This window comes from Arthrobacter sp. TJ-270, assembly GCF_058269075.1.
Genome location: NZ_JBZCNB010000001.1, coordinates 370,603 through 391,816 on the forward strand (window position 1 = coordinate 370,603; position 21,214 = coordinate 391,816).

The window sequence follows — 21,214 nt, forward strand, 5'->3', positions numbered from 1 at the left end:
ATTCTGCCGAAGTTCGACTCGCTTGGATAACTGCACGGCTGGCTGGTGGTCGAAATCACCTTCCCCCGAGGCACGGTCCGCAGTCACGCCACCCCTCGACTTCGGCTTAACCGTGCGGGTTTGCGGACATTGGAAGAAGCTTGGAACTTAGGCAACCCTATTAGGGCTCGGGTGCCCGTTTTGGCTATGCTGAGATGGCTGTGAACTACTTTTCCCTGGTTGCGACCCACTCGGATATCGACCTGGAGACCGTGGCCCGACTTAGCGTCGGAGCGTCCCAGGTCGCTTCGTCCGCGCTTCAGGACAGCCCGGCACTCAACGGAGCCGTAGCGCTGGCAACCTGCAATCGGTTCGAGATCTACGGCGAGGCCACCTCGGAAGCAGACATCGAGGCCGCCCGCTCATCCATCATCACAGCAATCAGCAACCAGTCGGGGCTGCCTAAGAGTAAAGTGTCAGGATCCTTCACCACTCTGACCGGACAGGACGTGCCGCGGCACCTCTTCAGTGTGAGCGCAGGGCTGGATTCCGCCGTCGTCGGTGAACGGGAGATTGCGGGCCAGGTGCGCCGTGCACTCATTGAATCCCAGGGTGTGGGAACCGCCAGCGGCGGTCTCGTGCGCCTCTTCCAGGCCGCCTCGCGCACCGCGCGCGACGTCGGCGCCCAGACCGCCCTCGGCGCCCGGGGCCGTTCAATCGTCTCGGTCGCACTCGATCTTGCGGCTGACCTCTCGAGTACCCGTGACCTCGGGGAAAAGGCCGTTGTTGTCTTCGGCACCGGCGCGTATGCAGGTGCCACCATGGCCCTGCTTCGCGAGCGGGGGTGCACCGACATCTCCGTCTACTCGCCGTCCGGACGCGCCGAGAGTTTCGTGGCCACCCGTGGTGGAACAGCGCTCACAGACGAGACACTGCCCGCCGCCCTCATTCAGGCTGACGTCGTCATCGGTTGCAGCGGCAGTGAGCGGCGTGTAGGCGCCGAGGACATCCGCCAGCTCAGGGAGGGCGTCGAGCGCACCCTGGTGATCGTAGACCTCGCCCTCAGCCACGACTTCGACCCTGAGGTCGCCGCCGTGGAGAACGTGGAACTCATCACCCTGGAATCCGTGCGCCTCGCGGCACCTGACGAGCAGGCGGAATCACTCCGCCAGGCAAGTGAACTGGTGTCCAACGCGGCACATTCCTTCCAGGAACAGGTAACCTCCCGCTCCATGGACGCTGCGATCGTTGCACTGCGTAAGCACACCCAGCAGGTGCTTGACGCCGAGATGGCTCGTGTGCGTGCCCAGCACGGGTGCACCGCCGCTGCGGAGGAAGTCGAGTTTGCCCTCCGCCGAATGGTTCGCCAGCTGCTCCACGTCCCGACTGTTCGTGCGCGGCAGCTCGCAGCGGAGGGCCGGCAGGAAGACTACACCGCGGCTCTTGAGGCGCTGTACGGGATAGAACCCGATTTCCACCCGGCAGCTACGCCCCCGCAGTCCTGCCCCGTTCACGAGGTCAACGAAGCGCGCACAGAGACCGCTTAGCGGGTCGTGCCTACAACGCGCTCGATGAATCCGGGTCAGTAGAGCGGCTTCTCGGGTTCGACGTCGCGCACCCACTGCAGTATGCCGCCGTCCACGTTATAGACCTCCCGCGCACCCCTCTCACGCAGGTATCGGACGACGTTGGCGGAGCGGCTGCCGGCCTTGCAGTGAACGTAGATTTCCCGGGAGGAATCAAGCTCCGTCTCGCCGGTGAGGATCCGGTTCTGCGGCACCAGCGTGGCGCCTTCAATCCGGACGATTTCGTACTCTCCCGGCTCCCGCACATCGACCAGGTCGAAGTCACGTGCGCCCGCGGCGCGCTCCCGCAGCAGTTCCTCAAGGCGGGCGGCGGTGACGGAGGGAAGTTCATCCACTCCTTCATCCGCGGCGGGCGCAAGGCCGCAGAATGCTTCGTAGTCGGAGAGTTCGGTGATGGGCGCGGCGGAGGGATCCCGTCGCACCCGCAATTCCCGCCACGTCATATCGAGCGCGTTGAAGATCAGGACGCGGCCAAGAAGGGTCGAACCGATACCGGTGATCAGCTTGATCGCCTCATTGACCATCACCGAACCGATCTGGGCGCACAGCACACCCAGCACGCCGCCCTCCGCGCAGGACGGAACAGCGCCGGGCGGCGGTGCTTCGGGGTACAGATCGCGGTAGCTGGGTCCCCCTACGGAGGGCTTGGCCCAGAAGACGCTCACCTGGCCGTCGAAGCGGAGGATGGACCCCCAGACGTACGGCTTGCCGAGAATTTCGGCCGCGTCGCTCACCAGGTATCGGGTAGCGAAGTTGTCTGTGCCGTCAAGGATAAGGTCGTACCCGGCGAACAGGTCCAGGACATTTCCCGTGTCGAGCCGCACCTCGTGTCGGATCACCTTCACGTGCGGGTTCAGGTCCGCGATGCTCTCTTCCGCCGAGCTCGCTTTGCTCTGCCCTACGTTGCCCACTCCATGGATTACCTGCCGTTGCAGATTGGAGACGTCGACGACGTCGTCATCCACGATGCCCAGCGTTCCGACGCCGGCAGCGGCCAGGTACAGGAGCGCCGGCGAGCCGAGCCCACCGGCCCCGATGACGAGCACCCGTGCGTTCTTCAGCCGCTTCTGGGCCTCCATGCCGAACTCGGGAAGAATGAGGTGGCGGGAATACCGCTCCATCTCTTCCCTGGTGAGCTCGGCGTGGGGCTCCACCAGTGGGCCGGGGGCAGGAGTCAAAGAACTCATGCTTCAATGTATGCCCACCAGCGTGGCACCGCGCAATACGTCGGGCAACACACCGGCAGCGCAATCTCCAGACGTTGGCCAGCCGACGCGGGTAGACGCGGGTAGACTGGGGAACCCGCTGTACCGGCGGGTGAATTAGAACGTACAACCGAAAGCCCAGACACGTGAGCTCAGAGGCACCGGCGAGCGGAAAGGCCACTCGGCTTCCGCGAGACGAGCGGCGACGACAGTTACTGAATGCCGCCCATGAGGTGTTCGTTGCCAACGGGTACCATGGGGCGGCGATGGACGAAATCGCCGAAGTGGCGCATGTCAGCAAGCCTGTGCTGTATCAGCACTTCCCCGGCAAGAGAGAGCTGTACCTCGCGCTGCTTGAGAGCCATCTGGCCTCCTTGACCCAGCTGTTGGTTGACGCCCTGAAGTCCACGTCCGACAACAAGCTGCGAGTGCACGCCACCATGCGTGCATATTTCCAGTTCATCGCCCAGGACAGTCAGGCCCACCGGATCGTCTTTGAGTCGGACCTGAATAATGATCCTGACGTCAGCCGTCGGCTTGAAGTGTTCAACGCACACTTCGCGGACCAGATCGCCGGCGTGATTTCCGGAGACACCCGGCTCTCCCATCTGGAGGCAACCCTGTTGGGGCGGGCGATGGCGGGCATGGCACAGGTCAGCGCCCGGTACTGGCTCGAGACGGACGGCAGCCTGGATATCGATACCGCCAGCGAGCTGATCTACCGTTTAGCTTGGCGCGGAATTAGTCGATTCCCCAAGGAAATCTGAGTTACATTTCCCTTAAGTTTGGTAGCGCTGATTGAGAGCGCAACAAGTCCCCTGCTCATCAACGAAAGGCCTTAGCTGTGGAGATCAAAATCGGCGTTCAGAACGTCAACCGTGAAATTGTCCTTGAGTCGAACCAGACGGCGGGCGAGGTGGCGGAGATTGTAAGCAAGGCGATGAACGGCGGTGCGGAGCTGCGCCTTACGGATGCCAAGGGACGTCAGGTCATTGTTCCTTCCGGCGTCCTCGGCTACGTCGAAATTGGCGAGAGCGAATCACGGCGCATCGGATTCGGCGCCCTCTGACCGAGCAGGTGCTTGCCCATGGTCTCGCTGATAGTTGTCACCGGCATCGCGATCACCATCGGGTTCTTCGACTGGTTCGCGGACCGGCGGTGGCGGCCGCGCGGTGGTTCGGCCGCCACCGTGAAAAGGCTGACGCCAACGCCATGACGGCGATCCTGAAACGGCACTGGGCGGTCCCCGAAACTGAGCAGCCAGGACCTGTTGGTCCGCCAGCCGAGGGTCCTGCGCGCGCTTAGAGGTCGGCCCGGCCCTCGAACGACGACGATGCGAGCGCATGCTCCCGCTTCGGGATCCTTCCGGCCTGCGCGGCCAGACGTCCGGCGATGACCGCGTGCCGGAACGCGGTGGCCATCGCCACCGGATCCTGCGCGCGGGTAACCGCAGTGGCAAGGAGAACAGCGTCGCATCCCAGCTCCATGGCAAGCGTCGCATCGGAGGCTGTCCCGATCCCTGCGTCCAACACGATGGGAACGCCCGCTCTCGCAACAATGAGTTCGATGTTGTGCGGATTAAGGATGCCCAATCCCGTGCCGATAGGAGCACCCAGCGGCATGACGACGGCGGCACCCAGTTGCTCGAGTCTGAGGGCCAGCACGGGGTCGTCGTTGGTATAGGCGAAAACGGTGAATCCTCGGGCCACCAGTGCTTCCGTTGCCTCCACGAGTTCGACGGCGTCGGGCAGCAGTGTCTGCTCGTCGGCGATGACCTCAAGTTTGACCCAGTTGGTCTCGAGCGCCTCGCGGCCCAGCTCAGCAGTCAGGACAGCCTCACGCGCAGTGAAGCAGCCGGCGGTATTGGGCAGGATCCGCATGCTCTGCGCGTTCAGGAGCTGAAAGAGCGACGCTCCGGATTGGGGGGTGTAGCGCCGCATCGCGACGGTGGTCAGTTCAGTTCCCGAGGCGGCCAGCGCATCCCCGAGTCCCTCGATGCTGGGCGCTCCCCCGGTTCCCATGATCAGCCGGGACGTCAGCGGGACACCATCGATCATCAATGGGTCGGCGTGCAAGGTTGTGCTCGATTGCATGTCATCCTCCCTGTACAGCGGTGACGAGTTCGACGTCGTCGCCTTCGGTCAATGGCCGCCCTGCCCATTGGCTGCGTGGGACCACTGCCGCATTGACTGCGACGGCCACTCCCAGCCGTGACCCGTCCAGCGGTTGCCCGGTCGGAGCCAGTTCCCTTCCGGTGAGCTCGGCGACCAGGTGCAGCAGGTCCGCGGCGGCGGTGGCTGATTGAGTCCCGTTCACGGTAATAATTGTTTGACTCATGCTTGTCCTCCTTTGAATCGGTCGGGCCTGTAGCGGTCAAGGCCCGGTGGGGACGGCTTGCCCTCCAGCAGATCCACGCATATGGCCGCCGTTGCAGGCGTCAGGAGCACGCCATGGCGGAAGAAACCGGTGGCTATGATGAGCCCGTCAACACCGGCAACACCGCCGAGCAGGGGCGCGTTGTCGGGTGTCCCGGGGCGGGCACGGCACAGGATTTCCTCCAGTTCCAGCTCTGCAACGGCCGGAATGAGCTGCTGAGCGTCGCGCAGCAGCTGGTACACGCCTCCCGCGGACACCGCGTTGCTGCCGTCCTCGCGCATCGTTGCGCCAAGCACCACGGTTCCGTCCTCGCGCGGCACAATATAGACCGCATGGCCGCGCACCAGCCCACGGACGGTATGGGTGAGCAGCGGCTGGAGCGCAACGGGCACCCGCAAGCGAAGGATGTCACCGTAGACAGGCCGCAGTGGAAGCTCACACGGCAGCCCCTCAAAGTCTGCCGCGGCCAGGCCGTTCGCAACGATAGTGTGGCGTGCTGTCAGGAAGCTGCCGTCGTCGAGGGCCACGCCGGTTACGCGGTTGCCGACCCGCTCGACGCCGGAAGCCGCTTCCAGTATGAGCCGCCCGCGTGCGGATACGGCTGCTAGCAAGGATGCGGCGAGCTTCCGGGGATCCACCTGATGGTCCTCGGGCGCATGGAAAGCCGCCGTCGCTGCCGGTCCAATCATGGGTTCCGACCGGCGCGCCTCCCGCAGGGAAACCTGTTCGACCGACAGGGAATGGAGGTTTTGAACCGCCTGCAGATCCGCTAGCGCCCGGCGGTCAGCCCCGTCAAACGCCAGAACAATGGTGCCGGTCTTGCGGTAACCGGGATCGATGCCTGTCCAGGCAAGGGACGAGAGGAACTCCTGGTACTTGGATGCGGAGTTGAGCGTGAGCTGGAGCAGGTGCTCCTCGCGGTAGTGCAGTTCACTGGCGGGCGCGATCATGCCGGCTGCCGCGTGGGTTGCTCCTGCCCCGGGCTCCGGGTCCACCACCGTGACCGAGTGGCCCCTGCGGATCGCTTCCCAGGCAATCCCGAGCCCGATAATCCCTCCGCCGACGACGGCGACATCAACGTCAGTTCCCATCAGGAGTCCTTCCCTACGCCGGCATGATCCGGATCAGGTTTGTTGTTCTCACAACGCGGTCGGCGCCGAACGCCCTCTCAGCCAATGGAACATCGGGTCAATTCCCGAGCGCGGCATGGCTCCCGCAGTACCCCCTTATTGTAGAGGGTATGCATCTCAGCACCGCCCGCCTTTACCTGTGCACGGATTCGCGTCAGCAGCAGCGAGACTTCGGTGACTTCGTCGACGCCGCCTTTGCCGGTGGCGTGGACATCATCCAGTTGAGGGACAAGTCCCTGGAAGCGGCGCAGGAACTCGAACTGCTTCAGGTGCTGCGCGCTTCGGCCGTTTCACACGGGAAGCTGTGGTCCGTCAACGATCGCGCGGACGTCGCCGCCATCAGCGGTGCACCCGTGTTGCACGTGGGGCAGCGGGACCTTCCGCCGGCGCTCGCGCGGCCGTTCCTCCGGGACGGCGGCGTTCTTGGCCTGTCGACACACTCTCCTGAGCAGGTGGCGGGCGCTGCCTCGAACGACGACGTCGGGTACTTCTGTACCGGGCCGATCTGGGCCACACCCACCAAGCCGGGTAGGGCTGCGGTCGGGCTGGAGCTCGTCCGCGAGGCAGCCCGGCTGGAAGCAGACCACCTGCAGAAGGGTCAGGCGTTGAAGCCCTGGTTTGCCATCGGAGGCATAGACCTGCAGAACGTGGACGAGGTAGTCGAGGCCGGCGCCGGGCGCGTCGTCGTCGTCCGCGCCATCACCGAGGCCGAGGACCCGCAGGAAGCAGCAGCGCAGATCCGCGCGCAGCTCCCCGACTAGCGGAAGCGCGGAGGTCGCAGGCCGTCAGGCTGTTAATCCAAGCGAGCTCATCCGCCGCGAATGGTTACGGGTGAGCTGGGCGAACAACTGAGCAGTCTCGCGTTCCCGGTCAGCCGTTGGTCCCTCGAACAGCAGGCCGCCGAGGAACTCACGCTCAATACCGACGCGTTGCGCCTGCGTCAGGGCCTCCCCCACCAGACGGCGGCCCCACAGGGCGAGCCGGGAAGCGAGCCGCGGGTCATCGGAAAGCGCGGACTTCAACCGCGACTGCAGCAGCCCGCCCTGCTCGGCAGTCGACTGGATGCGCGCGATGATGTCGCGGGTGTCCTCGTCGAGATGTTCGGCGAGCGCAGTGTAAAAGTCGCCGGAAATCGCGTCGATGACGTAGGCCTTCATCAGTGACTCGTACCAGTCGGCCGGACGGGTTCGTTCGTGGAAAGAGTCGATCGACGCCTGGAACGGGCTCATCGCATCTTCGACATCAACGCCGAGCGCGGCAAGGTGTGCGCTGACCAGCTCAAAATGCTCGAATTCCGTCACCGCCAGGCGACCGAGCGTTGCCCGGTCCCGCAGCGTCGGCGAGAACCGAGCGTCTGAAGACAGGCGCTCGAAAGCGGACAGCTCACCGTAGGCCATGACGCCGAACAGGTCGACGACGAACGTGTTCAGCGGCCCCGTGCCGGCGGCAAGCCCTTTCGCCGAGGGTGCTGGCGAGTGGGTTGCCGGGGATTGCGGGTGCAAGGCAGTCATGAGACAAGGTTACCCGCGTGCAAGTTTGCGGAGGCGGTTAGTCACAGCTGTGTACTACGGTTGGCACTGTGCCGTATTCGCATCTGGATCTGAGCAACCGGGACTCCCAGGTTCAGCTCACTGCCGCGTTGGAGAATCTGCGCCAGGAGCTGGAACTGCGTGCCGAGTTCCCGCCTGAGGTGTTGGCCGAGGCACATTCGGCGGTCCAAACCCACATCCTGCCGGACCGTGACCTCACCAGCCTGGGCTTCATCACCGTTGATCCTCCCGGATCGACGGACCTGGATCAGGCTTTCCACCTGGAGCGCGACGGGTCCGGCTACCGGGTCTGGTACGCGATCGCCGACGTTCCCGCTTTCGTGACGCCCGGCGGTGCGATCGACGCCGAAGCCCGGCTGCGCGGCCAGACCATGTACGCACCGGACGGCCGGATCTCACTCCACCCCGAAGTGATCGCGGAAGACGCAGCCAGCCTGTTGCCAGGCCGGGAACGGTCGGCTTTTGTCTGGACATTCGATCTGGACGAGGACGCGCGGGTTGAGTCCGTCGTCGTCGAACGGGCAGTAGTGAAGAGCCGCGCCCAGCTCACCTACGAGCAGGTGCAGGAGGACATCGACACCGGCGGCGCAGCCGAGAACCTGACACTGTTGAAGGAGATCGGCACCAAGCGGATCGCACTGGAGAAGGAGCGCGGCGGGGCGAGCCTCAACCTGCCGGAGCAGGAGATAGCACACGACGGCGAGCGCTACTTCATCGTCACCCGTCCACCTCTCGCGGCCGAGGACTGGAACGCCCAGCTTTCGCTGATGACCGGTATGGCAGCCGCAGAGATCATGCTCGAGGGCAGCGTTGGGATCCTCCGCACCATGCCCGCTCCAGACGAAACCTCGCTCGCCCGCTTCCGTCACCAGGCCCGGGCGCTCGGCCGCTCCTGGCCGCATAACGTCCCGTACGGGGAGTTCCTGCGCAGCCTGGACACGACGGACCCCCGCCAGCTCTCGCTCATGCATGCGGCGGCCTCGCTGTTCCGTGGCGCCGGCTACACCGCCTTCGACGGTTCAGTGCCGGACGCCGTGGAACAGGCCGCTATTGCAGCTCCCTATGCACATGCCACCGCGCCGTTGAGGCGCCTGGTCGACAGGTTCGTCCTGGTGATCTGTGAAGCGCTGTGTGCCGGCATGGAGGTTCCCGGATGGGTTCGCGCTGCGCTTCCCGACCTGAACTCGCTCATGTCCTCGTCCAACCAGCTTGCCTCCCGGCTGGAAAGCGGAGCGATTGCCGCCGTGGAGGCCGCGCTCCTGAGCAACCGGGTCGGCGAGGAGTTTGACGCCGTCGTCATCACGGGGTCCAAGCCCGCCCCGGACCAATCCGTGACCACCAACCCTTCTGGGCCTGTTGGCCCGTCCGGCGTCGCCGGCCCTATCCTTGCCGCCGGCCGCCACGGGCCCGCCGAGCCCGCTGAGCCTTCCGGTCCGGGTGGGCGGCCGGCTCCCGTTCCGGCCACCAATGGCCGGAACGGCGGTAACGGCCGCAACGGGAACGGCATCCCGCACGGCGTCATCCAGGTCGCCGAGCCAGCCGTTGAAGCACGGTGCGACGGCGTCATGACAGCCGGCGACGAAGTCCGCGTCCGGTTGGTGACGGCAGACATCGCCCGGCGCGAGCTGCGCTTCGAACTGATCAAAAGCAAGCGGCAAGCGGCGTCGTCGTCGGAAAGTGAAAGCGCGGCGGGGTAGACTTGGACGTGTAGTAATGGATGCCCGGTCGTTCTTATGAACTTTTGTCGTTCTTATTGAACTTTAGTTCCAGTTCTCCGAACGTGGTGGTCGCGGTTCAATGAACACGCGGCCCCCAGCAATCGACCCGCAATACCTACGCGATCTTGAGTTTTTCCAGCTCGAGGCGGAAAGTTCCGCTCCCGAGCCGCAGTTGATAGCCCGCGATCGGCTTCCACTGGACGCCCTGCTTCGTCCTGCTCCGAGCGGACCTCCCGGTCCGGCGTTGAGCCCGGCGGCGGCAGTGCCTAATCGAAACGGTAGTAAGAGTGACCATAGACAACCACCACCTCCACGCGGACAACAGCGACGACGAGATCTTCGTAGAAGAAACCCTTGTCACCACTGAAGAACCGCACCAGGAAGCACCGGAAACCTTCGCTGACTTCAACGTCCGCGCCGACATCGTCGAGTCCCTTGCGGACGCCGGAATTGTGCATCCCTTCCCCATCCAGGCCATGACGCTTTCCATCGCGCTCGGCGGCCATGACATCATCGGCCAGGCCAAGACGGGAACCGGTAAGACGCTGGGCTTCGGCGTGCCCGCGCTGCAGCGTGTGGTCGGACCGTCGGATGAGGGCTACGACAAGCTGCCCGCACCGGGTGCTCCGCAGGCGCTCGTCGTCGTTCCAACGCGGGAGCTCGCCGTCCAGGTCGCGGATGACCTGACGAAAGCTTCGAAGAAGCGTAATGCGCGCATCGTCACCATCTACGGCGGTCGTGCCTATGAGCCGCAGATCGAGGCGCTCAAGCGCGGAACCGAAGTCGTCGTCGGCACGCCGGGCCGCCTGATCGACCTCTACCGGCAGAAGATCCTGTCGCTGAAGAACGTCCGCATCGTGGTGCTGGACGAGGCTGACGAGATGCTTGACCTCGGGTTCCTGCCCGACGTCGAGACCCTCATGGCCGCAACTCCTTCGGTTCGCCAGACGCTCCTGTTCTCGGCCACCATGCCTGGCCCCGTCGTGGCCATGGCCCGCCGCTACATGTCCCACCCGACGCACATCCGCGCAGCGGACCCCGAGGACGACGGCGCCACCAAGAAGGACATTCGCCAGGTCATCTACCGCGCACACAACCTTGACAAGGACGAAGTGGTGGCGCGCATCCTCCAGTCGCGCGGACGCGGACGGACCATCATCTTCACCAAAACCAAGCGCACGGCCGCCAAGTTGTCGGAAGAGCTGATTGACCGTGGTTTCGCGGCCGGCGCCATCCACGGTGACCTCGGGCAGGGAGCACGTGAGCAGGCGCTCCGGGCTTTCCGCGGTGACAAGATTGACGTTCTGGTGGCAACGGAAGTTGCGGCCCGCGGCATCGACGTCGAAGACATCACCCATGTCATCAACTTCCAGTGCCCCGAGGATGAAAAGGCGTACCTGCACCGCGTGGGCCGTACCGGCCGCGCGGGCAAGAAAGGCACCGCGGTTACGTTCGTGGACTGGGACGACCTCCCCCGCTGGGGCCTCATCAACAAGGCACTCGGGCTCGACCAGGCCGAGCCGGTCGAAACCTACTCGTCCTCGCCCCACCTCTACACGGACCTCGACATCCCCGAAGGCACCAAGGGCCGGTTGCCCCGCGCGCAGCGTACCCTCGCGGGAATCGGCGCCGAGAAAATCGAGGACCTCGGCGAAACCGGCAAGAAGAACCGCACCGGCGACCGCCCCCGTTCCGGCGGAGGCGGCGACCGGCAGGGCTCCGAGGGGAAGTCGGGCGGCCGTCGTCGTACCGGTGGATCCGCGTCGTCCGGTGAGGATCGCGGCGCTGCGGACAGCGGCACCAAGCGCACCGAGCGGGCTGAACCGGCCAGGCGTAACCGGTCACGTACCCGTCGCCGTAACGGCGAAGTAGTTTCCAAGCCCGCTGCAGACAACTAGCAAACGCGTGGAAGATTTTCCGGTCCATCCGGCCTGGCGGCCGGATGGACCCAATCTTGTGGTGTATGCCGAGAATCTGGAGTACCTGGCCGGGCTACCGAATAACGCCTTCACCGTGATCTACGTGGACCCTCCGTTCAATACGGGACGCGCACAGCGCCGGCAGCAGACCTCAATGGTTCGCAGCGCGCCCGGTGCCGGAGACCGCGTCGGGTTCAAGGGGCTCAGTTACTCCACGGTCAAGGGCATGCTGTCGAGCTACGACGATGCGTTCGAGGACTACTGGGAGTTCCTAGCCCCGCGCCTTGCGGAGGCGTGGCGGCTGCTGGCGGAGGACGGAACGCTGTACGTGCACCTCGATTACCGGGAAGTACACTACGCGAAGGTGATGCTCGATGCCCTGTTTGGGCGTGAGTGCTTCCTCAACGAGATCATCTGGGCATATGACTACGGTGCCCGCGCCCGGCGCCGGTGGCCCGCCAAACACGACAACATCCTTGTTTACGTGAAGGACCCGGCGGGATACCACTTTAACAGCGCCGAGGTGGACCGCGAGCCGTACATGGCTCCCGGCCTCGTCACGCCGGAGAAGGCCGCTCTCGGCAAGCTCCCGACCGACGTATGGTGGCACACCATCGTCTCGCCGACGGGCAAGGAAAAGACGGGATATCCCACGCAGAAACCCGAGGGTCTGGTACGCCGTGCAGTGGCCGCGAGCAGCAGGCCGGGCGACTGGGTGCTGGACTTCTTCGCCGGCTCCGGAACTCTCGGGGCTGTCGCCGGAAAACTGGAGCGGCGTTTCGTCTGCGTTGACAGCAATCCGCAGTCCATCGACGTCATGTCCAGGCGCCTCGCGCCATGGCTGGGACGGTCCGCCGAATCCACGCCCGGCGACAAGGAATCCGCCCGGGTCGATCCTCCCGCCGCTACCGGATGACGCTGCTCCCGGTGGCCAGCTCCTCGAGCCTGGCGAGTATCTCGGGCCTGGTGAGGTTCTCCCCCAGCCGGTTCGGCTTTCCAGTTCCGTGGTAATCGCTGGACCCGGTGACAAGCAGGTCATTCCGGGCAGCGATCCGCTCCAGCTCCGCCCGTCCCTCCGGTGGATTGTCACGGTGTTCGATCTCCAGTCCGAGCAGACCGGCGTCAATCATCTCCTCCGTCACGTCGCTGTCCACGATCCGGCCGCGTGAAGACGCCACCGGGTGGGCAAACACCGGGATGCCTCCTGCTTCCCGGACCAGCGCGACGGCGTCCGCCGGGTGCGGTGCGTAGTGCCCCACCCAGTATGGCGATCGGGCGCTGAGTATGCTGGCGAATGCTTCACTGCGCGTGCCGACAAGCTTCAGTGCCACGAGTGTGTCTGCAATGTGCGGGCGCCCAATGGTGGCGCCTTCGGCAACATGCTCAAGCACGTGGGCCCAGGAGATCGGGTAGTCCGCGGACAGCTTCTCGACCATGCGCTCGGCCCGGGTTAGCCGGGCGTCGCGGGACCGTTCGATCTCGGCCAGCAGGCCCGGGTGGGCGGGGTCGTGCAGGTAGGACAGCACATGAACGCTGATGCCCTTATCGGTTCGGCATGACACCTCCATACCGGGAACCAGCACCAGGCCCAGGTTTTTGGCTTCCTCTCCCGCCTCTGCCCATCCAGCCGTCGAGTCATGGTCCGTAAGTGCAACGACGTCCAGTTCCGCCGCGGCAGCGGCTCGCATGACATCCGCGGGGCCTTCCGTGCCGTCTGACACGGTGGAGTGGGTGTGCAGGTCAATTCTCACCAAACAACTGTACGCCCGTCCCTGCTGGATGCCGCAGCAGGGACGCACTGAAGTGTTTGGCTCACTCCACGGGCCGGTGAGACGATGGTCGGGTGAGTACAGCAGAGAACAGCCCATCGGCAGGAACCATAAATCCGACCGGACCCGGCAATGACGCCACCCCGGTGACACCGGAAGACCAGCCACTTTCCAGCCGCAACGAGAACCGGTCCCAACGGCCCGACTCGGACGCCTTCAGAACGTTCATGAGCTCGAACTGGGCCGCGAAAAACACCGAGCTTCCCGCGGAGGCAGAGGTTGCACCCTATGCAGCGCAGCGCCGCCTGAAGATTTCCCTGCAGTTCCCGGGTGAACGCCTGGTCATTCCTGCCGGTCCGCTGAAAGTACGCTCGAACGACACCGACTACCGCTTCCGCCCCCATTCCGGCTTCGCCCACCTCACCGGGCTTGGTCTGGATCACGAACCCGACGCGGTGCTGGTGATGGAACCCACAGAAGAAGGCAAGGGCGACGACGGCGGCAACCACCACGCCACCCTGTACTTCCGTGAGCTGGCCGGAAGGGACAGCGCCGAGTTCTACGCGAACGCCCGCTACGGCGAATTCTGGATCGGTTCGCGGCTGTCCCGCGCCGAGGTCCGAGCGCTGCTGTCGCTCGAGACCGCTGACCTCGCCGACCTCGAAACGGCGATCACCAAGGACGCTGGTGCCGTCGAGATCGGCGGACTCCGGATCCGTCTGCTGCGCGAAGTTGATATGAACGCCGACGCCCTCGTGGACACCTCCCGCATCAACACCGGCGTGGACCTTGAAGCCTCCGATGAGCTGGATGCGAAGCTTGCAGAAGCCCTGTCCGAACTCCGCCTGATCAAGGATGAGTGGGAGATCGAGCAGATGCGCAAGGCGGTTGAGGCCACGGTGAACGGCTTCCACGAGGTCGTCAAGGAACTGCCCCGGGCCATCTCCCATCCTCGCGGCGAGCGGGTCATCGAAGGAGCTTTCTTCGCACGCGCCCGGGAAGAGGGCAATGACCTCGGTTACGACACCATCGCCGCCTCCGGCAACAACGCCACCATTCTCCACTGGATCCGCAATAACGGATCGGTCGACGCTTCAGACCTGCTGCTGCTTGATGCGGGAGTGGAAGCGGACAGCCTCTACACAGCTGACATCACCCGCACCCTGCCCGTGGGCGGAAAATACTCCGAAATCCAGCGCAAGGTTTATCAAGCTGTCCTTGAGGCAGCCGACGCCGGTTTCGCGGCCGCGAAGGTAGGTGCGAAGTTCCGCGACGTGCACGCTGCCGCCGTAGCCGTCCTCGCCGAGCGTCTGGACGAGTGGGGCTTCCTGCCGGTACCGCTGGCAGAGGCGCTCTCCCCCGAGGGGCAGCATCACCGTCGCTGGATGCCGCACGGCACCAGCCACCACCTCGGCATGGACGTGCACGACTGCGCCCAGGCCAAGCGCGAGCTCTATCTGGACGGTGTCCTCACGGAGGGTATGGTCTTCACCATCGAGCCCGGCCTCTACTTCAAAGAAGAGGACCTCGCCGTTCCCGAGGAGTATCGCGGCATAGGAGTCCGAATCGAGGACGACATCCTGATCACGGCCGATGGGCCGGTCAACCTCAGTTCGGCGCTCCCCCGTGATCCCGATGACGTCGAGGCCTGGATGGCCGGCATCTACAGTCCCACCGGCGAATAGGCACAGGGACCGCACTCGCAAGGCGGGTCGATTGAACGCGCGGGCGGTTGAGCGCGAAGAAGGCGGACAGCCATACGGCTGTCCGCCTTCTTCGCGCTCATGAGCCCGGCAGTGTTGCGGGACCGCTTACTCCTTGCGGGATTCCTCGTTGTGTCCGGCTGACTCGGGCGAGTCCTTGACGGGCTGGGGTTCGACGCGAACCCCGTACTGCGGCCGGCCGTCGGGAAGATCGGGGAACTGGCCCCGGGTGGAACGGCGGGTAGCGGCTCGCTGTTCCTCGTCCCCCTCCGGGGAGTCAGAGTCATCCAGCCGGCTTGACCCTTGGGGGCGCGGCTGCTCGGCCGGCGGCTGTCCCCACCCTTCAGGACGCTGAGGGACCTGATTCTGCTCCTGCGGCTGATTCTGTTGCGGCGGCGCACCCCATGGCTGCGTCGGCGCACCGCCGTTCTCCTGCGGGCGCGAGTTCATCGGAAGTTGCTGCAGCATCCTCCGGGCTTCACCCGCAGCGGCGGGATCCACAATGACGTCGTAGCTGGTGGCCACCACCTGGCTGGTAGAGGTAAAGTCCCGCTTCCCCCGTTGGAACGCATAGGCTATTACGCCGAACAACACCCAGAACACCGCACCGAGCGCCATGGAGGACAGAATCGGCAGGTACGTTGAGTCGCCGCCGAAGAGCGTCAGGATGAAGCCAACGAAGAGTCCGAACCACGCACCGGTTGCTGCACTGGCAAGCGCAACCCTCGGATAGCTGAGCCGGCCGGTCACCCGCTCCACAGTCTTGAGATCATTCCCGATGATCGAAACCTGCTGCACGGGGAATTTGCTGTCCGCGAGGTAATCCACCGCTTTCTGAGCATCGAGGTATGAGCTGTACCGCCCAATGGTCTCGCCCTTAGGGAGAGTACGGCCCTCATCACGTGAGGCGGTTCGTCCAAGAACGTTTGACATACTTTCATTCTCGCCTACATGCGCTGCGCTGGGGCGCCGTATCGCTCGGGGTGAACTTCGGGCACACCCTCGCGTGCCTTCAGAGATGAGGCGGTGCTCCTCGCAAGCTGTGCGTGCTGTCACGCAATACGGCTGTAGTACCGCAACGGCAGTAGCCTAGGCATGTGAGCAGCAACCCAACGCGCGTATTTGTGGCACGTCTCTTGGGCCTGGACGTTTTCGACCCGCTCGGCGACCGTCTCGGGCGCCTTCGTGACGCCGTCGTGCTGGACCGCGGTCCCACGGTTGTCCCACAGGTGGTGGGTCTTGTGGTCGAAGTTCCGGGCAAGAAGCGGGTATTCGTTCCCATGACCCGCGTGACCTCGATCGACGCCGGGCAGATCATCTGCACGGGGCTTGTCAACCTGCGCCGTTTTGACCAGCGCGGGGCCGAGCGGCTCGTCGTTGCCGAGATTTTCGACCGCAGGATCACGCTCCGTGACGGGAGCGGCGAGGCGACGATCGAAGACGTCGCCATGGAGAAGGATCGCTCCGGCGACTGGCATGTCTCCCAGATTTTCGTCCGTCGCGGCGCCCCCCAGTCACGCCTTCGCGGCCTGCGTCGCGGGGAACGGCTCATCATCGACTGGCTCGACGCGTACCACGGAGACGCGGACGAGCCGCAGGCGGCGACCTCGTTTGTCGCCCAGCATGACGACCTGAAAGCCGCAGACTTCGCAGACGCGCTCCACGAGATGAGCGACAAGCGCAGGATCGAGGTGGCCAGTGAGCTTCAGGACCAGCGCCTTGCCGACATCCTCCAGGAACTGCCCGACGACGACCAGGTTCAGATTCTGTCTTCGCTGGACCGCGAGCGGGCAGCCGACGTGCTCGAGGAGATGGATCCCGACGACGCCGCCGACCTCCTCAATGAATTGCCGGAAGAGCAGAAGGAAGAACTGCTCCAGCTCATGGAACCGGGCGACGCGAAAGATGTCCGCCGCTTGCTGCAGTATGAAGAGGACACCGCCGGATCGCTCATGACCCCGGTTCCGGTCATCCTGCCTCCCGAGGCGACGGTCGCTGAAGCACTGGCCCATGTGCGCCGCGAAGAGCTGACACCGGCATTGGCGTCCTCCATTTTTGTCTGCAGGCCGCCGCTGGAGACTCCGACGGGGCGCTACCTCGGCGTGGTGCACATCCAGCAGCTGCTGCGCTTCCCGCCTCCGGAACAATTAGGCAATATCGTGGACACCGATCTGGAGCCGGTCAGCGACCAGGCGAACATCAGCGAAGTGTCCCGGATTCTTGCCACCTACAACCTGAACTCACTGCCGATCGTTAACGGGGATGGCCGATTGGTGGGGGCGGTGACCGTTGACGACGTTCTGGATCACCTGCTCCCGGAAGACTGGCGTGCCCAAGACGTCACGCCCCATACAACCCGGGGAGGCATAAATGGTTGAAAGAACCAGAACTGTAACCACCAGTGGTCTGGATACGCCACGGGAAAGCCGCGCGCGTTGGCTGCCAAGACTGCGCCCCAACCCGGACGCGTTCGGCAGCGCCACCGAGAACTTCGCGCGCTTCATGGGCACGCCCCAGTTCCTCTTCTACATGACAGTGTTCGTTGCTGTATGGCTGGCATGGAACAGCTGGGCACCGGAAGAGTGGAGGTTCGACAGCGCGGCGATTGGATTTACGCTGCTTACACTCATGCTGTCCCTGCAGGCTTCCTACGCCGCCCCGCTTCTGCTGCTGGCCCAGAACCGGCAGGATGACCGCGACCGTGTCTCGCTTCAGGAGGACCGGCAGCGCGCTGAACGGAACCTGTCAGACACCGAATACCTCACACGGGAGATTGCGGAACTGCGCATCGCACTCCGCGAGGTCACCACACGCGACTTCGTCCGGTCCGAGCTGCGGTCCGTCATGGAGGAGCTGCTCGAGTCTGCGGACGGGCAGGAAACACAACCCCAGCGCAAGTCCAAGCGCAGGGTATCGGACGCAACGGTTTCGCTGCCTCAGGTAGCGCCTGGGCGCAAGGACCGATAGTGACGCTTGAATCCTCGGTCCGCACCGCGCTCGGGAAGGTTATCGATCCAGAGCTTAGGCGGCCCATCACCGAGCTGGGCATGGTGGAGAGTGTTCTCGTGGACGACGACGGCTCCGTCGTCGTTAGCGTGCTGCTCACCATCGCAGGGTGTCCGCTCCGCGACACCATCACCAGAGACGTAGAGGCGGCCGTCCGTGACCTGCCAAGGGTAAGCGGGGTCGCAGTGAACCTGGGTGTCATGACCCAGGAACAGCGCGACGCTCTGAAGGAGCGGTTGCGCGGCCCGGGTGCCAAGCGGGGAATACCCTTCAATGAGCCGAGTTCCCTGACACGGGTCCTCGCCGTCGCGAGCGGCAAGGGCGGAGTAGGCAAATCAAGCGTCACCGTGAACCTCGCGGCGGCGATGGCCGCGCAGGGGCTGCGGGTGGGAATCGTCGATGCCGACGTCTACGGATTCTCCGTCCCGGCGTTGATGGGAATCAACCAGTCGCCCACCCGGGTCGACGAGATGATCCTGCCTCCGGTGGCTCACGGGGTCAAGGCGATCTCGATCGGTATGTTCGTGGCAGGCAACCAGGCAATCGCCTGGCGCGGCCCCATGCTGCACCGTGCGCTGGAGCAGTTCCTGCAGGATGTGTATTTCGGGGATCTGGACGTGCTCTTTCTGGACCTGCCGCCCGGGACGGGCGACATCGCTATCTCTGTGGCACAGCTGCTGCCCGGCGCCGAACTGCTCATTGTCACCACCCCTCAGGCTGCAGCGGCGGACGTCGCCGAACGCGCCGGTTCCATGGCAGTGCAGACCGGACAGAAAGTTGCCGGAGTCATCGAGAACATGTCGTGGCTCGAACTTCCCTCCGGGGAGCGAATGGAGGTTTTCGGCAGCGGCGGCGGCGCCGAACTCGCGCGTCGGCTCACGGCGACTGTCGGTTACGACGTCGGGCTGCTCGGCAGCATTCCGCTGGAACCGGCGTTGAGGGAAGGCGGGGACAGCGGGCAGCCCGTAGTCCTGGAGACAGGCTTCCGCGCCGCTGAGGAGCTTCGGCAGATTGCCTCCGCGCTCGCCCGCCGGCCCCGGGGGCTGGGCGACAAACTGCTGAGGGTCACACCGAAGCTGGCCTGACTACTCACTCGGTCATTCAGTGACAGCCGGCTCCGGCCGTGAACCTGTCAGGTTGCTTCGACGTCGAATGGAGCGGACTGGCCGGCGCCCAGCCTCGATGTGGTGCCGGGCGTAGGGACGCGTGTTGCACCGCCGGGCGGATGTGCTGCACTGCCCGGCGCGGAGTTAGCCTGTGCACCCAGCGACCGGGGTTCCGGTCGGGAACCATTTTCGCTGACCGGTTTGATGGCGTCTTCAATGTCATCAAGGAGCGCCTCCTTGATGATGCGGCGCGGATCATATTGGCGGGGATCAAGCTTGCGCCAGTCGACGTCGTCGAACTCGGATCCAACCTCTTCGCGGAGCTGCTCGCGTGCTCCTGTGGCCATACGGCGCAAGCCCTTGACCAGCTGCGCAAGCTGGGACGCATATTCGGGCAGGCGTTCGGGACCAAGGACGATCACAGCAATGAGCGCCAACAGGAGGAACTCGTATCCATTGATTCCAAACACTCTCGAAGCCTACCTGCCGGACAAGACCGAATCTATTTACGTCAGGGCGCCGGCTGCGCCAGCTTTGCGAGGCCCCGGAGAATGCGGCTCACTGGGTCGTCCGGCGCGTCCGGGCGCGAGTGGTCAAGCTGCGAGTGTTCGTTGAACATGAGCTGGCTGACGGCGCGGGGCATGTCGGCGACGGGCAGGGTGGAGACCACCGTGTACGTGGCGGAACCGGAATCGATCACCAGCTGCCAGGCCCGTCCGGGATGGAGCCATACAGTCTGTTCAGTGCCCCCGATCTCCTCGAACCCGTCTTCCTGCACGGTGTTGCCGGTCGCAGCGTTGATGGGAGCAGGCTGCAGTTCAGTCCCGCCGTCGCGCTGTTCGTAGATGGTCAGCGAGTGGCTGCCGTCGTAGAGATCCAGCTGCAGGGTGGGCCGACCGTCGATGGTGAGCGCTTCAGCCCGTTCAAGCTGGAAGCCGAGCGCCTCCAGTTCCGGACAGAACCAGCCGTCGTTGCGTAGTTGTTCGATCTGGGCGGAACTCAGTTTGGTGGGTGTGCCCGCCGCCACGGTCTGGAAACTCTCCGCTACCGTCACGGCACTGGCTCCCGCGACCGCGTCATTGGAGTCAGCTTCGGACCCGAGCGCATAAGCGGCTGTCAGAGTGGCAATCGCCGCAACTGACAGCCCGCTGGCGACGGCCATAACGGTACGGTTCCTGTGAGCAAACGACTTCCGGGCATGTTCCCCATCGACACCATAGTGGACGCTTCCAGCCGCATCAGCCGGTCCATCCGGCTTGTCCGGTCCTGCCGCAGACCTGCGCAGTATGCGCTCGCACAAATCCTCCGCCGGGCCGGGAGTCGAGGAATTCTGCAGCCGGTGACGGATGGATTGTTCCTGCGCCACAACTTCCTGGCACCGGGCGCAACGGAGCAGGTGCTGCTCGACCGCGCGCTGTCGCGCGGGGCTGAGTTGACCAGCCACGTAGTCGATCAGAAAACGGGTGGGATGGCGCATGTATCTAGCGGGCACCCGCAATCCGAGGCAAGCTCAGGCGGGACGGAACGGGGGTGGTCTGTCGGGGATCACGGTGGGCCAGTTTCTCACGGAGGATGGTTCGGCCGCGGTGAATCCGCGAGCGGACGGTGCCGAGCTTCACACCGAGCGCCAGGGCCACCTCGTCGTACGGCAGTCCCTCAAGATCACACAGAACAACGGCAGCGCGGAAGTCAGGCGGCAGTTCCTCCAGTGCGGCCTGTACGTCGAGGTCAAGGTTATTGAACTCGAAACTGCGCTCGGGGCTCGGATGGGTGCTGGGCAACCTGCTCTCGGCATCTTCAGCCAGGCCATCGAAGCGGATGCGGTTTTTCCGGCGCGCCTGGTCCAGGAAGAGGTTGGTGGTGATCCGGTGCAGCCACCCGTCGAGTGTTCCGGGCTTGAAGTTGGCGAGGGACCGGAACACACGAACAAACACTTCCTGTGTGAGGTCCTCAGCGTCGTATTTGTTACCTGTCAGCCGATAAGCAAGCCGGTAAACCTTCGGCGAGTGGTCCCTGACCACTTCCTCCCACGACGGCGGTGCCCAGTCAGCTACCTCCTGATCGTGCTCTCCGGTGGCGGCGCTCCCTGTGGGCGTCACCGTGTGCGAAGTAGACATCGACCTTCTCCTCTCGCCCTCGAATGAACATGTCCGATGCAATCCGTGAA

At 64.6% G+C, this 21,214-nt stretch carries 22 protein-coding genes and 1 pseudogene; 12 read left to right on the forward strand and 11 right to left on the reverse strand.

The genetic code is table 11. The features are described from left to right. Positions 1 to 200 precede the first annotated feature (200 nt). Positions 201 to 1,526, forward strand: coding sequence for a glutamyl-tRNA reductase (locus AC4D2M_RS01700; protein WP_490889445.1), 1,326 nt, complete (start codon positions 201 to 203; stop codon positions 1,524 to 1,526). A 35-nt stretch (positions 1,527 to 1,561) separates the two neighbouring features. Here the strand turns inward: AC4D2M_RS01700 and moeB are convergent, their stop codons facing one another. After that, on the reverse strand, positions 1,562 to 2,752 hold the full coding sequence (moeB, locus tag AC4D2M_RS01705) for a molybdopterin-synthase adenylyltransferase MoeB (protein WP_490889447.1): 1,191 nt from the start codon (positions 2,750 to 2,752) through the stop codon (positions 1,562 to 1,564). Between the two features lie 164 nt (positions 2,753 to 2,916). On the opposite strand from moeB, the gene AC4D2M_RS01710 reads away from it, so the two are divergent. From AC4D2M_RS01710 to AC4D2M_RS01720, 3 genes are all read left to right on the forward strand, one after another. Next, the gene (locus AC4D2M_RS01710; protein WP_490889449.1) at positions 2,917 to 3,537 is read left to right on the forward strand and encodes a TetR/AcrR family transcriptional regulator; all 621 of its coding nucleotides are present in this window, start codon (positions 2,917 to 2,919) and stop codon (positions 3,535 to 3,537) included. A 77-nt stretch (positions 3,538 to 3,614) separates the two neighbouring features. Further along, the gene (locus tag AC4D2M_RS01715) at positions 3,615 to 3,839 is read left to right on the forward strand and encodes a DUF3107 domain-containing protein (RefSeq protein ID WP_490889450.1); all 225 of its coding nucleotides are present in this window, start codon (positions 3,615 to 3,617) and stop codon (positions 3,837 to 3,839) included. 18 nt (positions 3,840 to 3,857) lie between these two features. Next, complete coding sequence (locus tag AC4D2M_RS01720; protein WP_490889452.1) at positions 3,858 to 3,986, forward strand: hypothetical protein; 129 nt, start codon at positions 3,858 to 3,860, stop codon at positions 3,984 to 3,986. Positions 3,987 to 4,071: 85 nt separating this feature from the next. On the opposite strand, the gene AC4D2M_RS01725 is transcribed toward AC4D2M_RS01720, so the two are convergent. The 3 genes from AC4D2M_RS01725 to thiO are packed head-to-tail and all read right to left on the reverse strand — an operon-like array spanning position 4,072 to position 6,237. After that, on the reverse strand, positions 4,072 to 4,863 hold the full coding sequence (locus AC4D2M_RS01725; RefSeq protein WP_490889454.1) for a thiazole synthase: 792 nt from the start codon (positions 4,861 to 4,863) through the stop codon (positions 4,072 to 4,074). A 1-nt stretch (position 4,864) separates the two neighbouring features. After that, on the reverse strand, positions 4,865 to 5,107 hold the full coding sequence (gene thiS / locus AC4D2M_RS01730) for a sulfur carrier protein ThiS (RefSeq protein WP_490889456.1): 243 nt from the start codon (positions 5,105 to 5,107) through the stop codon (positions 4,865 to 4,867). Then, entirely contained in the window at positions 5,104 to 6,237 is a 1,134-nt protein-coding gene (gene thiO, locus AC4D2M_RS01735) for a glycine oxidase ThiO (RefSeq protein WP_490889458.1), read from the reverse strand. The genes thiS and thiO overlap by 4 nt, the downstream gene beginning before the upstream one ends. A 149-nt stretch (positions 6,238 to 6,386) precedes the next feature. Between thiO and thiE the strand changes: the two genes are divergently transcribed. Further along, complete coding sequence (gene thiE, locus AC4D2M_RS01740) at positions 6,387 to 7,037, forward strand: thiamine phosphate synthase (RefSeq protein ID WP_490889460.1); 651 nt, start codon at positions 6,387 to 6,389, stop codon at positions 7,035 to 7,037. A gap of 24 nt (positions 7,038 to 7,061) precedes the next feature. Here thiE and AC4D2M_RS01745 read toward each other — a convergent pair whose 3' ends face one another. Continuing rightward, positions 7,062 to 7,787, reverse strand: a complete 726-nt coding sequence (locus AC4D2M_RS01745; protein WP_490889462.1) for a ferritin-like fold-containing protein — start codon at positions 7,785 to 7,787, stop codon at positions 7,062 to 7,064. Positions 7,788 to 7,855: 68 nt separating this feature from the next. On the opposite strand from AC4D2M_RS01745, the gene AC4D2M_RS01750 reads away from it, so the two are divergent. The 3 genes from AC4D2M_RS01750 (at position 7,856) to AC4D2M_RS01760 (ending at position 12,379) form a co-directional block, all read left to right on the forward strand. Continuing rightward, a complete protein-coding gene (locus tag AC4D2M_RS01750; RefSeq protein WP_490889464.1) occupies positions 7,856 to 9,523 on the forward strand; it encodes an RNB domain-containing ribonuclease in 1,668 nt (555 codons plus the stop codon). A 308-nt stretch (positions 9,524 to 9,831) separates the two neighbouring features. Continuing rightward, positions 9,832 to 11,442 carry a DEAD/DEAH box helicase gene (locus AC4D2M_RS01755; protein ID WP_490889466.1) on the forward strand — a complete coding sequence of 537 codons (1,611 nt, stop codon included), beginning with the start codon at positions 9,832 to 9,834 and terminating at the stop codon, positions 11,440 to 11,442. A gap of 7 nt (positions 11,443 to 11,449) precedes the next feature. Beyond that, positions 11,450 to 12,379 carry a DNA-methyltransferase gene (locus AC4D2M_RS01760; protein WP_490889468.1) on the forward strand — a complete coding sequence of 310 codons (930 nt, stop codon included), beginning with the start codon at positions 11,450 to 11,452 and terminating at the stop codon, positions 12,377 to 12,379. Here AC4D2M_RS01760 and AC4D2M_RS01765 read toward each other — a convergent pair. Next, positions 12,369 to 13,214 carry a PHP domain-containing protein gene (locus AC4D2M_RS01765; protein WP_490889470.1) on the reverse strand — a complete coding sequence of 282 codons (846 nt, stop codon included), beginning with the start codon at positions 13,212 to 13,214 and terminating at the stop codon, positions 12,369 to 12,371. The two genes, AC4D2M_RS01760 and AC4D2M_RS01765, sit on opposite strands and share 11 nt — an antisense overlap. A gap of 92 nt (positions 13,215 to 13,306) precedes the next feature. Here AC4D2M_RS01765 and AC4D2M_RS01770 point away from each other — a divergent pair, with 92 nt between their 5' ends. Continuing rightward, positions 13,307 to 14,917 (forward strand): aminopeptidase P family protein, encoded by a 1,611-nt coding sequence (locus tag AC4D2M_RS01770; RefSeq protein WP_490889472.1) that lies wholly within the window; start codon positions 13,307 to 13,309, stop codon positions 14,915 to 14,917. Between the two features lie 126 nt (positions 14,918 to 15,043). Here AC4D2M_RS01770 and AC4D2M_RS01775 read toward each other — a convergent pair whose 3' ends face one another. Then, entirely contained in the window at positions 15,044 to 15,868 is an 825-nt protein-coding gene (locus AC4D2M_RS01775; RefSeq protein ID WP_490889474.1) for a YflT domain-containing protein, read from the reverse strand. Positions 15,869 to 16,032: 164 nt separating this feature from the next. Here AC4D2M_RS01775 and AC4D2M_RS01780 point away from each other — a divergent pair, with 164 nt between their 5' ends. Genes AC4D2M_RS01780 through AC4D2M_RS01790 form a run of 3 tightly spaced genes read left to right on the forward strand, consistent with a single transcriptional unit; the run spans position 16,033 to position 19,026 of the window. Beyond that, positions 16,033 to 17,313, forward strand: a complete 1,281-nt coding sequence (locus AC4D2M_RS01780; RefSeq protein WP_490889476.1) for a magnesium transporter MgtE N-terminal domain-containing protein — start codon at positions 16,033 to 16,035, stop codon at positions 17,311 to 17,313. Beyond that, complete coding sequence (locus AC4D2M_RS01785; RefSeq protein ID WP_490889477.1) at positions 17,306 to 17,902, forward strand: DUF1003 domain-containing protein; 597 nt, start codon at positions 17,306 to 17,308, stop codon at positions 17,900 to 17,902. The genes AC4D2M_RS01780 and AC4D2M_RS01785 overlap by 8 nt, the downstream gene beginning before the upstream one ends. Then, positions 17,902 to 19,026, forward strand: coding sequence for an Mrp/NBP35 family ATP-binding protein (locus AC4D2M_RS01790; protein WP_490889479.1), 1,125 nt, complete (start codon positions 17,902 to 17,904; stop codon positions 19,024 to 19,026). The genes AC4D2M_RS01785 and AC4D2M_RS01790 overlap by 1 nt, the downstream gene beginning before the upstream one ends. 47 nt (positions 19,027 to 19,073) lie before the next feature. Here AC4D2M_RS01790 and AC4D2M_RS01795 read toward each other — a convergent pair whose 3' ends face one another. The 4 genes and pseudogenes from AC4D2M_RS01795 to sigE form a co-directional block, all read right to left on the reverse strand. Next, positions 19,074 to 19,517, reverse strand: a complete 444-nt coding sequence (locus AC4D2M_RS01795; RefSeq protein ID WP_490889480.1) for a twin-arginine translocase TatA/TatE family subunit — start codon at positions 19,515 to 19,517, stop codon at positions 19,074 to 19,076. 41 nt (positions 19,518 to 19,558) lie between these two features. Beyond that, on the reverse strand, positions 19,559 to 20,209 hold the full coding sequence (locus AC4D2M_RS01800) for a hypothetical protein (protein ID WP_490890441.1): 651 nt from the start codon (positions 20,207 to 20,209) through the stop codon (positions 19,559 to 19,561). A 222-nt stretch (positions 20,210 to 20,431) separates the two neighbouring features. Continuing rightward, positions 20,432 to 20,524 (reverse strand): annotated as a pseudogene (locus AC4D2M_RS01805) (zf-HC2 domain-containing protein); the annotation flags it as partial. Positions 20,525 to 20,528: 4 nt separating this feature from the next. Further along, the gene (sigE, locus tag AC4D2M_RS01810) at positions 20,529 to 21,164 is read right to left on the reverse strand and encodes an RNA polymerase sigma factor SigE (protein WP_490889481.1); all 636 of its coding nucleotides are present in this window, start codon (positions 21,162 to 21,164) and stop codon (positions 20,529 to 20,531) included. Positions 21,165 to 21,214: the final 50 nt, after the last annotated feature.

Coding starts and splice junctions, on each gene's coding strand:
- moeB (WP_490889447.1), bottom strand. CDS start 2,752: ATGAGTTCTTTGACTCCTGCCCCCGGCCCACTGGTGGAGCCCCACGCC.
- AC4D2M_RS01720 (WP_490889452.1), top strand. CDS start 3,858: ATGGTCTCGCTGATAGTTGTCACCGGCATCGCGATCACCATCGGGTTC.
- AC4D2M_RS01725 (WP_490889454.1), bottom strand. CDS start 4,863: ATGCAATCGAGCACAACCTTGCACGCCGACCCATTGATGATCGATGGT.
- thiS (WP_490889456.1), bottom strand. CDS start 5,107: ATGAGTCAAACAATTATTACCGTGAACGGGACTCAATCAGCCACCGCC.
- thiO (WP_490889458.1), bottom strand. CDS start 6,237: ATGGGAACTGACGTTGATGTCGCCGTCGTCGGCGGAGGGATTATCGGG.
- thiE (WP_490889460.1), top strand. CDS start 6,387: ATGCATCTCAGCACCGCCCGCCTTTACCTGTGCACGGATTCGCGTCAG.
- AC4D2M_RS01745 (WP_490889462.1), bottom strand. CDS start 7,787: ATGACTGCCTTGCACCCGCAATCCCCGGCAACCCACTCGCCAGCACCC.
- AC4D2M_RS01775 (WP_490889474.1), bottom strand. CDS start 15,868: ATGTCAAACGTTCTTGGACGAACCGCCTCACGTGATGAGGGCCGTACT.
- AC4D2M_RS01785 (WP_490889477.1), top strand. CDS start 17,306: ATGGTTGAAAGAACCAGAACTGTAACCACCAGTGGTCTGGATACGCCA.
- AC4D2M_RS01800 (WP_490890441.1), bottom strand. CDS start 20,209: ATGGCCGTCGCCAGCGGGCTGTCAGTTGCGGCGATTGCCACTCTGACA.
- sigE (WP_490889481.1), bottom strand. CDS start 21,164: ATGTCTACTTCGCACACGGTGACGCCCACAGGGAGCGCCGCCACCGGA.